We start from the raw sequence: 11,318 nt of genomic DNA on the forward strand, positions 1-11,318 counted from the left end.
CCTCCATCGGCCGCGAAAGGGATACATGAACCCCGCCTACGCCACCGTCGACCACACCTTCACCGTTCCCGTGGACCACCGGGCCCCCGGCGGCCCCACCATCGAAGTCTTCGCCCGCGAGGTCGTCGACCCCGCCCGCGCGGACGAGGAACTGCCCTGGCTGCTGTTTCTCCAGGGCGGCCCGGGCGGCAAGTCGCCCCGCCCGTCCGCCGGTTCGCCCGGCTGGCTGGACCGGGCACTGAAGACCCACCGCGTGCTGCTCCTCGACCAGCGCGGCACCGGTCGCTCCACCCCCGTCACCGCCCGCTCCGCCGCCCGATTCCCCTCCCCGGACCAGCTGGCCGCGTACCTGTCCCACTTCCGCGCCGACGCGATCGTCGCCGACGCGGAACTGATCCGCCGACGACTCTGCGGAGACACTCCCTGGGAAACCCTCGGCCAGAGCTACGGGGGCTTCATCACCCTCACCTACCTCTCGCAGGCCCCCGAGGGCCTGCGGGCCTGCTACGTCACCGGAGGCCTGCCCGGCCTCACGGCCACCGCCGACGACGTCTACGCCCGCACCTACCCCCGCGTCCGCGACCGGGTCCTTGACTTCTACGCCCGCTACCCCGAGGACGCCCCCCGCCTGGGGAAGATCGCAGGCTTCCTCGCGACCGGCGACGCCCGCCTCCCGAACGGGGACCGGCTCACCCCGCACCGCCTCCGTACGCTCGGCCTCATGCTCGGCATGGGCGACGGATTCGAGCGCCTGCACTGGCTGCTCGACGAAGCCCTCGGCCCGGACGACGCACCGACCGACACCTTCCTCCACCAGGTCATGACTCTGACGGGCTTCACCGACAACCCGCTCTTCGCCGTCCTGCAGGAGACCCTGTACGGGCAGGGAGCGGGCCCGACCGACTGGGCGGCCTCCCGGGCCCTCGACGACTTCCCCGAGTTCGCCGCGGACGCCGACCCCCTGCTGCTCACCGGCGAGATGATCTACCCCTGGATGTTCCGCGAGATCACGGGCCTTCGCCCCTTCGCCGACGCCGCCGACCTCCTGGCCGCCCGCACCGACTGGCCGCCCCTCTACGACCCTCACCGCCTCGCCGCCAACGAGATCCCCCTCGCCGCGATCGTCTACCACGACGACATGTACGTCGACGCCGGCCTCTCGCTGCGCACGGCACGCGAGGTCGGAGCCACCCGCGTCTGGGTCACCAACGAGTGGGAGCACGACGGCGTCTCCGCTTCCGGCGGCCGCGTCCTCGCCCGCCTGATGGACCTGGCCGCGGGCCGTGCGTGAGCCCCCGCCCGCCGGCTGCACGCAGCTCGACCTCGCGGCGTTCGAGCCGGGCCGGACTTTCACCGATCCGGACACGGGGGTCCGGATCAGCGTCCGGGCAGGCGGACCGGCGGGGGACGTGGTCACGCTCACCCATACCTGAGGAGGACCTGACCCGCGCTGTTCGGGGGACCGACCGCCCAGGACCGGCGCGGCTGACGAAGCACGCCGTGGCGTCCCGCTCGTCGCCCTGTGCCGCAAGCCGCCGCTGAGGTTCAGGCGAGGATGAGGGGGAGGGCGGTCAGGCCCCGGGTGAGGCGGGTCCGGCGCCAGGTCAGGGCTTCCGCGGGGATGGCCGGGCGTGTGTTCGGGAATCGGGTCACCAGGGTGCGGAGGGCGATTTCCGTCTCGGCCCGGGCCAGGGGGGCGCCCGGGCAGCGGTGGATGCCATGGCCGAAGGAGAGGTGGCCCCCGGCGTCGCGGTCGAGGTCCAGGCGGTGCGGGTGGGGGAACTCCGCCGGGTCGCGGTTCGCGGCCCCGGGGGCGATGAGCACCGGGAAACCCGCCGGGATGTCGACCCCGCCGACGCGCAGGTCCTCCGTGCTGTGACGGAAGGTGGCCACGCTCACCGGGGAGTCGAAGCGGAGCAGTTCGTCCAGGGCGCCGGGGATCAGGTCCGGGTCCCGGCGCAGGCGGTCGAACGCCTCGGGGTGCCGGAGCAGGGCCAGGACGGCGTTGCCGATGAAATGGGTGGTGGTCTCGTGCCCGGCGACCATGAGGAGGGCGGCCAGGGAGACGGTCTCGTCCCGGTCGAGGCCGCCCGCGTCGCAGTCGCGCAGGAGGGAGTGGAGCGGGCCCTCGCCGGGGGTGGCGCGGGCCGTGTCGACGAGGTGGGTGAGGTAGTCGCCGATCCGGTGTGACGCGGCGTCGACACGGTCGGTGTCGGTCGCGTCGAAGAGGTCGTGGGACCAGCCGGCGAGCGTGGCGCGGTCGGATTCCGGCACTCCCAGCAGCTCGCACACGACGGTGACGGGCAGGGGTACCGCCAGGTCCGCCACCAAGTCGACCTCCGCGCCCGGCCGCCACGCGGTCATGAGGTCGTCGACGACCCGGGTGATGTACGGGCGCAGTTCCCGGACGCGTCCGGTGGTGAACAGGGGTGTCGCCACCCGCCGGTGGCGGGTGTGCGCGGGTGGGTCGCTCGCCAGCATGTTGCGGGAGATCGCCGGGTGCAGGTCGCGGTTCGAGGGCCGGTCGGCGAAGAAGCGCGCCGTGTCCTTGGACAGGCGGCGGTCGGTGAACGCCTCGCGGGCCTCGGAGTGGCCGGTGATCAGGTACGCGTGGTGTCCGCCGGAGCCGGTGGGGATGCGTTGCACCGGGCAGCCTTCGCGCAGCCGGTCGTAGGTGGGATAGGGATCGGCGAAGAAGCGCGGGTCACGCAGGGGGTCCCGCCGCGGCGCGGTCACGAGGCCGCTCCCGCGCCCGCGTTCGCGGGTACCGGGCGCCGCGCGTAGGCGTCCGCCACGAGCAGCAGCCACGCGGTCTCCGCCGGGAGGTCGCCCTTGCGCGAGCGGGTGCCGGCAGCGGGCGGGGCCTCGTCGCCGTCGGGGGCGAGTCCGGCGCGCTTCGCGTCGACTGCCGCGGCGATGACCGCCGCCTCCACCTCGGCCTCGCCCTCGGGGGTGTCGGCCGCGCCCCGGCGGGCGACCTCGGCGGCCGCGGCGTCCCGTACCGATGCTTGACGGTACCGGCGCAGGGCCAGCACGCAGTCGTTGATCTCGATGACGCGGCGGTGCAGGTGGAAGTCGAGGTCGTGGGCGTCGGCCCCGGTGTTCCCCGGGTCGAGCACGACCTCGGGGACCGCTGCGGTGACCTCCTGCCACAGCGCTTCCAGCGCGGTGAACGAGTTCCGCTCCCAGCGACGCCGTCGAAGTTGGCTGAGCGGCCACAGCAGGGCGGGGAGGGCGAGTCCGACGGTCATGAGGAGCACGGCGACGGCGGGTGCGGTCACGCTGAAGGCGCAGCGGAAGGGGGTCAGCGGCGTCGAGCACCGGGCGCCGTCGGGAACGAGCCCCAGGCCGAGGCCGATGGAGATCAGGGCGAAGAGCTTGTACGCGGCGTAGACGAGGGCGAAACCACAGCCCACCGAGGTCGTGCGCAGGCCCCAGCGCTGACTGCGTCGGGTCGAGCGTTTGGACTGGGCCCAGGTCTGCAGCAGGAAGTCCTTGGCCGTGTACCCCAGGTAGGAGATGTAGATGAGCACGTAGCACGCGTACAACGCCGGGTTTCGCCCGGTGAGCTGTTCGGCGACGAAGAAGGCGGTCATGCCGGCGACGGAGATCGCGAGGGCGATGACGCGCAGTCGGATCTGGCGGTGGGCGCTTTCACGGTCCAGATTGAGCTGGAAGAGGAAGGCGAGGACCGAGGTGGCCGCCGTCAGGGTGAAGGTGTTGCTGAGGAGTCGGGCGACGTGAGGGATCACGGATTCCACCGCGCGTTCCACGGCGGGGGCGTAGGAGGCGAAGGCGAGGGCGAACGAGGTCAGAAGCGCCGCCATCGCCCAGGTGCCCGTGGGGCGGTGTCCACCGCGTCCTCGCACCCAGTAGGCGGCGAAGCACAGCAGCACGACGGCCGTGCCCGTGAACAGGATGTTGATCATTTCGGGTGGCGCTTCTTCCTGTGCGGCTTGGCGAACAGTGCGTCCCAGCTCTCGGCGCCGCTGGCGGGCCGGCTCGACGGGCCTTCGCGTCCCCGGTACATGAGCTGTCGGATCACGCTGGCCATCACCTCGGCCTCGCGTTCGTCCTCGCTGGAGTAGCTGGTCCGGCCGGACATGCGCTGAACGAGGGCGGGGTCGAACCCGATCGCGCTCAGGGTGTCCTGGTCCAGTTCCAGGCTGCCGGGGTGGTCGCAGACGATGTGGCTGATCTCGTGGGCGAGGATGTGGTTCTGGTGGAGGGGGGAGGTGGCCTCCTCGTAGAACAACAGGTCGGCGTCCGGGGTCTCCAGACGGATGCCGCACGGGGCGTCCAGGGCGCCCAGGGTGCTCAGGGGGCGCAGGATGATGGGGCGTCCGCGCTGTTCGGCCACGGCGTCGCGGAGGTCGCGGGTGCTGAAGCGGTGCGGGAGCCGAAGCGCCTCGACGCGGGCCTCGCACGCGGCGCGAAGCTGCTCAAAGTCCATGTCCTCACTCTGCTGACGCCAGTCGGGGGTGGTCGGCCGGGGCGGATCTCCCCCTGGAAGCCCGGTGCGAGCGCCCCAATGCTGACATGTTCGCGACTCTGCTTCGAGTGCGGGGTGCAGCCCGCGAGGCGCCGTGCGGACCGGGATGCCCGGCTTGTCCCGGGAAACGCCTGATACCCCCCTGGCGATGAGCGCCACAGGGGGGTGTCGTTCCGGGGCGGTGATCGTGCGATCGCCGCCCCGGTGCGCGGTTCAGTCGTCCAGGTTCAGGTCCTGCGAGCTGTCGTCGGTGGTGAGCCCTTCGAGTTTCCGGGCCTGTTCGATCACGGTGGACAGCATCTTCAGGCTGTCGACGCTCAGGCCGTTGGCGCGCAGGGCCACCTTGCGGACGTCCTGGTCGCGCATGGCGGCGAGGAGGCCGATCTCCGCCTTGGTGCGTTCGGCGGCCGCGCTGTCGACGAAGTAGCCCGCCGGTACGCCGAAGAAGTCGGCCAGGGCTTTGATGGTGTGCCGCGTCGGGTTCCGCTTGGCGCCCGTGCGTAGTTGCTGGATGGCGCTCGCCGTCACCCCGCGGCCCTCTCCGGTCGCGGCCTCGCGGATTCCCTCAGCGACCTCCGCGTAGGTGTACGGCCCCCGGGAAGGGGGGTGCACCTCACGGAAGAGGTGGTCCAGGAGCTGGGCGAAGGTGGGCGACTGGTCATCCTCCACGTAAACGACCTCCTTGGCGTGATGCCGAGTCCTTGCCCACCACAGTGTTTCCCGAAGCCCTCAAGGTCGGCCCCGGCGACACTTTGGTTGACGCCTGACAGATACTCTGGTGTACGTTATCAACGCCTCGCCGCCACTGAAGTGTCGAGGGGGCGGTGGTGGTGCAGGCCGGGCCGGGGTTGAGCTTCACGGGGGTGAGCTCGGCCGGTGGTACGGAGCGCCGTGGCCGTCTCGGGCGGATTCGCCCCGGCCTGTGCGTGACGAGGCGGGGGGAGGCGGGGCCCGGCGCCTTCCGGTTCGCCGACCGGCGCAATCGGGCGGAGCCCGGGCCCGTGGCACCGGGCCCGGGTGCGTCGCCGGGTTCGGTCGTTGTGGCGCACGCTTGGCTTCTCCGGCCTCCGGCCTCCGGCCTCTCCGGTGTCTTCGCTGTCCTCGGCGTCTTCCGGGTGGCGCGCCATGTGTGGTCCGGCCGGGCGCAACGGTTGTCGGCCGACTGTGCGAGAGCCTGGTTGGCCCGGCTCGACCCGCAACCGGGGCGGAGCCCATTTCAGGGCGGCGGCGTTGATCCCGGGGCGGCCCGCCTCGACGAGGGGCGCGGTTGAGACGGTCACCGGAAGCGCGGCTTTGCCTGTTCGCCCGTCGCCCGTGACCCGTGACCCGTGACCCGTGCCTGTCGTCCGCCAGTCGTCGGGTCGGGAGTGTTGGTGGCGCCGGGCGGGGGCTGGGAGGGAAGCGCCGGCGGGCGGCCGCGCGGCCCGTGTCCGTCGATGCGAACGAGAAGAGCGCGCACACATCTGTACGCCGGGAAGTTACCTCCAGTAAGTTACCGCTTGGTAAAGGCTGTGTTGCCTCACCGACCAGGCTTGCCGCCTCATTCACTCAGATTCAGATACCGGGGGAGTCATGAACCGGAGTACCGCCGGCCTGCTGGCCGTCGCCGTTGTCACCGCCCTCACCGTCGGCGCGGCGCCGGCGGCCGCGGCCGCGCCTGCCGCAGCCGCGCAACAGACCGACAGCAGGGCGTCCGACCCCTTCTACCGTTACGACGGCAGTGAGCCGCTGTCCTCGTACGAGCCGGGCGACGTGTTGAAGAAGCGCACGCTGGACTACCACGTCCTCGGCATCCCGACGCCGGTCAAGGCCATCCAGCTGCTCTACCGCTCGACCGACGCCCAGGGCCGGCCCTCGGCCAACGTGACCACGGTGGTCCGCAGTCACCGCGGCGACGGCAGCAAGGCCGTTTCGTACCAGTCGTTCTACGATTCCCTCGACCCCGAGGACGGCCCCTCCCGGGCCATCGCGGGCAAAGTCACCCTCGGCGGCATCATCGCCAACGTCGAATCCCTGGTCATGGCACCGCTGTTGCTCAAGGGCTACGACCTCGTCATCCCCGACACCGAGGGCCAGACCGCCGAGTTCGCGGCCGGTCCCGCGTACGGGACGAACACGCTCGACTCGATCCGGGCGAGCACCCGGGCCGCGGGGACGGGTCTGCACACCGGGACCAGGTTCGGACTGCTCGGCTACTCCGGTGGGGCCATCGCCACCAACTGGGCGGCGGCCCTGGCCCCCGCGTACGCGCCCGAGGTCAACAAGCAGCTGGTCGGCTTTGCCGAAGCGGGCGTGCTCGTCGCGCCGGCGCACAATCTGAAGTACGTCGACGGCACCCTCGTGTGGAACGGCGTGATGCCGATGGCGGTCATCGGCGTATCCCGTGCCTACGACATCGACATCAAGCGCTATCTGAGCCCGAAGGGCATCGCGGTCTTCGACGAGCTCGAACACGGCTCGATCATCGATGCGCTGGGGCGCTACCCGGGGATGACCTGGAAGGACCTGGCGAAGCCGGAGTACAAGGACCCGAACTCCATTCCCGCCTTCGTCGACGCGGTCAACAAGGTCAACCTCGGCGAGGCCGCCACCCCGACCGTCCCCGGCTTCATCGGGCAGGGGAACGCGGGTTGGCTGGAGGGAACGTTCAACAAGCCCGCGGGCATCGGCAGCGGCGACGGTGTGATGGTGGCCGGTGACGTGCGGGCGCTGGCCAACCAGTACTGCGCCACCGGCAACACATCCATCAAGTACGAGCAGTACAACCTGCTCAGCCACTTCGGCGCCATGCCCTACTGGACACCGCGCGCGATGGCCTGGCTCGACGACCGGTTCGCGGGCAAGGCCGCCCCCACCAGTTGCGGTCGCATCCCCGCGGGCAACTCGCTGGAGCCGGAGAAGCCGGTCGGCACGAACTGACCGGCCCGTAGGCAGTGGTGCGGTCCGTTTCGGCACGGGGGCCGGGCCGTACGGCGGTGGTGCGGCCCCGGCCTACGAGGGACCGCACCACCGCCGACCGCCGGGCCGCGTGGCTACGACAACAGCACCCGCTGCCGACCACCGCGGCTCGCGGCTACGACAGCACCTTCGTCAGCGCCGCGAGCGCGGACCCGAGTTCCTCCTCGGTGATGGTCAGCGGCGGCGCCAGCCGTACGGTCGAGCCATGGGTGTCCTTGACCAGCACGCCTTCGGCGAGGAGCCGCTCGCTGATCTCCCTGCCCGTGCCGATCGCGGGGTCGATGTCCACGCCTGCCCACAGCCCGCGGGCCCGGTAGCCCGTGACGCCCGAGCCGGCGAGGGCGGCCAGGCCGCGGTCCAGTACCTCGCCCAGCTCGGCGGCGCGCCGCTGGAACTCGCCGGTGGCCAGCAGGTCGAGGACCGCCGAACCGATCGCCGCCGACAGCGGGTTGCCACCGAACGTCGAGCCGTGCTCACCGGGCCCGAGTACGGAGAGCACTTCGCGGCGGGCGACCACGGCGGAGACCGGGACGATACCGCCGCCCAGGGCCTTGCCCAGGAGCAGCATGTCCGGCACCACGCCTTCGTGGTCGACGGCCAGCGTGCGGCCCGTGCGCCCCAGACCCGACTGGATCTCGTCGGCGATGAAGAGGCACCCCGCGCGCCGGGTCAGTTCACGGACCCCGGTGAGATAGCCGTCGTCGGGGATGACGACCCCGGCCTCACCCTGGACGGGCTCGATCAGCACGGCCGCCGTCGTCTCGTCCACGGCGGATTCCAGCGCGGCGAGGTCGTTGTACGGGACGACCCGGAAGCCCGGGGTGAAGGGCCCGAAGCCGGCGCGGGCCGTTTCGTCCGTCGAGAAGCTCACGATCGTCGTGGTGCGGCCGTGGAAGTTGCCGTCGGCGACGACGATCGTCGCCCGGTCCGGCGAGACGCCCTTGACCTCGTACGCCCACTTGCGGGCGACTTTGACCGCGCTCTCCACGGCCTCGGCGCCGGTGTTCATCGGCAGCACCATCTCAAGGCCGGTCAACGCCGCCAGACGCTCGGCGAAACCCGCCAGCCGGTCGTGGTGGAAGGCGCGTGAGGTGAGGGTGAGTTCGTCGAGCTGGCGGTGCGCGGCCTCGATGAGTGCGGGATGGCGGTGGCCGAAGTTGAGAGCGGAGTAGCCCGCCAGCATGTCGAGGTAGCGGCGGCCCTCGACGTCCTCGACCCAGGTGCCTTCCGCGCGGGCGACGACCACGGGCAGCGGGTGGTAGTTGTGCGCGAGCACCGGAGCCTCGGCCCGGATCAGCTGCTCCGAGGAGCGCGTCTCGGACGCGGAGACAGTGGCGGAGGTAGTGGCGGCGGTGTCGGTGCCGGTGTCGGTCATCAGCGGATCTCCAGGGTGCAGCACTTGATGCCCCCGCCGGCCTTGCGGAATTCCGAGAGGTCGACGGGAACGGGGACATGGCCTCGGCGGCTGAGCTCATCGATCAGGCCGTGGGCCTGCGGCGCGACGAAGACGTGACGGCCGTCGGAGACGGAGTTGAGGCCGAACGCCAACGCGTCCTCCTCGGTGGCGATCACCGCGTCCGGGTAGAGCCGCCGCAGGGCCTCGCGGCTGCCCGGCGAGAACGCCGCCGGGTAGTAGGCGACGTTTCCCTCGTGGCTTCCCTCGCCCGTCCTCAGGCCAGTCCTCCGGCCAGTGCTTTCGCCCGTCCCTTCGCCCGTCCCTTCGCCCGTCCCTTCGTCCGCGCCCGGCTCCCCGCCGAGGAAGAACAGTGCGGTGTCCAGGTGGTAGAAGCGCGGATCCACCAGGTCGAGGCCGATCACGGGCCTGCCGAAGAACTCCTGCACCTCGCGGTGCGCGGCGCTGTGCGTACGGAAGCCCGTTCCCGCCAGCACGTACCGCCCGGCCGGGACGAGGTCGCCCTCGCCCTCGCAGACCGACCGGGAGGGATGCACGTCGTACCCGGCCTCCTTGAACCATCTCGCGTACGCCGCCGACTCCGGCCGCCGCTCGGCCGCGTGGAAGGACGAGCCGAAGACCTTTCCGTCCATGACGAGAGCCGCGTTCGCCGCGAACACCATGTCGGGCAGACCGGCGACCGGAGCGATCGTCTCGACCGTGTGGCCACGGCTCCGGTACGCCTCGACCAGAGTCCGCCACTGGTCACGGGCGAGAGGGAGATCGACCGGTGTGCCGGTGTCCATCCACGGGTTGATGGCGTAGCGCACCTCGAAATAGCGGGGCTCGCACATCAGATAGCGCCTGAGGCTCGGGCGATCACCCAGCGGGCCACGTTCCACGGGCACAGAGTTTTCTCCTACGGGCACAGAGCTCCTCCGCTTCTCCGGTGACGATGGGGATGCCTTCACCGTAGGAAGCGGCTGATACGCCCGACAAGAAAGATGAGCTGCGTACATACGCAGGAATGCTGCGCAGATGCACGACTCAGGGCAGGTTCGCTGCGTCACTGCCGCCGCTCGCGCCCGCCCCGGTGTCCGGTGCGGGCTCGCTGGCTCCGGCCTCCGGACTGTCCGGCAGCAGGTGGGACAGCACCATGTAGCTGATCGTCTTGCGGATGAACGGCTCGCTGCGGATCCGCTCCAGCACCTCCTCGAAGTGCTCCACGTCGGTGGCCCGGATGTGGAGCAGGGCGTCGGCGGCCCCGGTCACCGTCATGGCCGCCGCGATCTCCGGGTACTTGCGCGCCACCTCCGCCAGGCGCCTGGGCGGCGCCGCGCCGTCGCAGTACACCTCGATGTACGCCTCGGTGCGCCAGCCGAGTGCGGCCGGGCGGACGGTGGCCCGGAACCCCGTGATCACTCCGGTGGCGCGCAGCCGGTCGACCCGGCGTTTGACGGCGGTGGCCGACAGTCCGATGGCCGTGCCGATCTCGGCGAAGCTCGCCCGGGCGTTCGCGATCAGGGTCGCGACGATCTTCCGGTCGAGCTCGTCGAACGGCGTGGGCTTGGTGGTCATACGGGCGATCATCCCCTCGTGCCGCCCCGGGATGGGGGCTGTCTGCCTCCCCATCCTGCCGGTTCGTGCCCGGTGTGTGCGGTGTGCCCGACGGCGGTGGGCCCCTGCCGTGATGGAAAGGTTCCGGCCTCATCGGGCGACTCCCGGTGCGGAGTGCGCAATTCCCGACGTGGCCGGAGCCCCGCTGCTCTAGCGTGATCGCATGAGCGAAGATTCTTCCTTCTTAGTGTCGTCTCTCCGGGATCTGGTGTCGGACGAGGCGTGGGCGGGGCTGATCGATTACCCGGTGCGGCATCGCCCGGCAGGCGAGACCCTGCTGTGGCAGGGTACCGAGGGAACACAAGTTCTGGCCCTGGTGAGCGGGTTGGTCAAGGTGGTGCGCACCGACCGTGACGGGCGCAAGAGGCTGCTCGCCTTTCGTGGTCCGGGCGAGATCCTGGGGGAGATGGCGCTTCAGCGTGGGGATGTCAGGCTGGCCGACGTGCAGACGATGAGCATATGCAAAGTCACTGTGATTCCCGCTGACGACTTCCGGCGCCTCGTGCGCGAACACCGGCTCGCGGAACCCCTCGCGGAGCTGGCGACACGACGGCTGAAGGAGCAGACCGAGGTCCACGACGGGGACGTACGCGAACGCCTGGTGATGGCGCTGCTCCGCCTGGTCGAGGTCTCCGGCGGGGCGCGCTCCTTCTCCCTGACCAGGGACGAGCTGGCCCAGCACATCGGAGTGGGCCGCAAGCTGGTGAGCAAGGCGCTGGTGCAACTCGGGCCGGAGCTGGTGCAGGCAGGCAAGAGCCGGGTCGGCGTGGTCGACGTAGGAGGTCTGCGGAAGGCGCTCGACGGTCCCGCCGCCGCATGACCGGGGAGTGACGCGCGTCATGTCCCGTCGGTGCCCGC

General features: G+C 71.1%; 10 protein-coding genes. 3 read left to right on the forward strand and 7 right to left on the reverse strand.

Going from position 1 to position 11,318, the window contains the following annotated elements; translation table 11 throughout:
• Positions 1-25 precede the first annotated feature (25 nt).
• On the forward strand, positions 26-1,291 hold the full coding sequence (locus RI138_RS26580; RefSeq protein ID WP_311121912.1) for an alpha/beta fold hydrolase: 1,266 nt from the start codon (positions 26-28) through the stop codon (positions 1,289-1,291).
• A gap of 254 nt (positions 1,292-1,545) precedes the next feature.
• Here RI138_RS26580 and RI138_RS26585 read toward each other — a convergent pair whose 3' ends face one another.
• The 4 genes from RI138_RS26585 to RI138_RS26600 form a co-directional block, all read right to left on the reverse strand.
• On the reverse strand, positions 1,546-2,736 hold the full coding sequence (locus tag RI138_RS26585; protein WP_311121913.1) for a cytochrome P450 family protein: 1,191 nt from the start codon (positions 2,734-2,736) through the stop codon (positions 1,546-1,548).
• On the reverse strand, positions 2,733-3,929 hold the full coding sequence (locus RI138_RS26590; RefSeq protein ID WP_311121914.1) for an MAB_1171c family putative transporter: 1,197 nt from the start codon (positions 3,927-3,929) through the stop codon (positions 2,733-2,735). Before RI138_RS26590 ends, RI138_RS26585 begins: the two co-directional genes overlap by 4 nt.
• Complete coding sequence (locus RI138_RS26595) at positions 3,926-4,453, reverse strand: M48 family metalloprotease (protein WP_311121915.1); 528 nt, start codon at positions 4,451-4,453, stop codon at positions 3,926-3,928. The genes RI138_RS26590 and RI138_RS26595 overlap by 4 nt, the downstream gene beginning before the upstream one ends.
• A 252-nt stretch (positions 4,454-4,705) precedes the next feature.
• The gene (locus RI138_RS26600; RefSeq protein ID WP_096630257.1) at positions 4,706-5,161 is read right to left on the reverse strand and encodes a helix-turn-helix domain-containing protein; all 456 of its coding nucleotides are present in this window, start codon (positions 5,159-5,161) and stop codon (positions 4,706-4,708) included.
• A 903-nt stretch (positions 5,162-6,064) separates the two neighbouring features.
• Between RI138_RS26600 and RI138_RS26605 the strand changes: the two genes are divergently transcribed.
• A complete protein-coding gene (locus RI138_RS26605; protein ID WP_311121916.1) occupies positions 6,065-7,411 on the forward strand; it encodes a lipase family protein in 1,347 nt (448 codons plus the stop codon).
• A gap of 154 nt (positions 7,412-7,565) precedes the next feature.
• Here RI138_RS26605 and rocD read toward each other — a convergent pair whose 3' ends face one another.
• From rocD to RI138_RS26620, 3 genes are all read right to left on the reverse strand, one after another.
• On the reverse strand, positions 7,566-8,825 hold the full coding sequence (gene rocD, locus RI138_RS26610; protein ID WP_311121917.1) for an ornithine--oxo-acid transaminase: 1,260 nt from the start codon (positions 8,823-8,825) through the stop codon (positions 7,566-7,568).
• Positions 8,825-9,697 (reverse strand): dimethylarginine dimethylaminohydrolase family protein, encoded by an 873-nt coding sequence (locus tag RI138_RS26615; protein ID WP_311123018.1) that lies wholly within the window; start codon positions 9,695-9,697, stop codon positions 8,825-8,827. The genes rocD and RI138_RS26615 overlap by 1 nt, the downstream gene beginning before the upstream one ends.
• 193 nt (positions 9,698-9,890) lie before the next feature.
• Positions 9,891-10,421, reverse strand: coding sequence for an Lrp/AsnC family transcriptional regulator (locus RI138_RS26620; protein WP_096630308.1), 531 nt, complete (start codon positions 10,419-10,421; stop codon positions 9,891-9,893).
• A 202-nt stretch (positions 10,422-10,623) separates the two neighbouring features.
• Here RI138_RS26620 and RI138_RS26625 point away from each other — a divergent pair, with 202 nt between their 5' ends.
• Positions 10,624-11,280 carry a Crp/Fnr family transcriptional regulator gene (locus RI138_RS26625; protein WP_311121918.1) on the forward strand — a complete coding sequence of 219 codons (657 nt, stop codon included), beginning with the start codon at positions 10,624-10,626 and terminating at the stop codon, positions 11,278-11,280.
• Positions 11,281-11,318 lie beyond the last annotated feature (38 nt).

This window comes from Streptomyces durocortorensis (assembly GCF_031760065.1).
Taxonomy (GTDB): Bacteria; Actinomycetota; Actinomycetes; order Streptomycetales; family Streptomycetaceae; genus Streptomyces.

Coding starts and splice junctions, on each gene's coding strand:
- RI138_RS26580 (WP_311121912.1), top strand. CDS start 26: ATGAACCCCGCCTACGCCACCGTCGACCACACCTTCACCGTTCCCGTG.
- RI138_RS26590 (WP_311121914.1), bottom strand. CDS start 3,929: ATGATCAACATCCTGTTCACGGGCACGGCCGTCGTGCTGCTGTGCTTC.
- RI138_RS26595 (WP_311121915.1), bottom strand. CDS start 4,453: ATGGACTTTGAGCAGCTTCGCGCCGCGTGCGAGGCCCGCGTCGAGGCG.
- RI138_RS26605 (WP_311121916.1), top strand. CDS start 6,065: ATGAACCGGAGTACCGCCGGCCTGCTGGCCGTCGCCGTTGTCACCGCC.
- rocD (WP_311121917.1), bottom strand. CDS start 8,825: ATGACCGACACCGGCACCGACACCGCCGCCACTACCTCCGCCACTGTC.
- RI138_RS26615 (WP_311123018.1), bottom strand. CDS start 9,697: ATGTGCGAGCCCCGCTATTTCGAGGTGCGCTACGCCATCAACCCGTGG.
- RI138_RS26620 (WP_096630308.1), bottom strand. CDS start 10,421: ATGACCACCAAGCCCACGCCGTTCGACGAGCTCGACCGGAAGATCGTC.
- RI138_RS26625 (WP_311121918.1), top strand. CDS start 10,624: ATGAGCGAAGATTCTTCCTTCTTAGTGTCGTCTCTCCGGGATCTGGTG.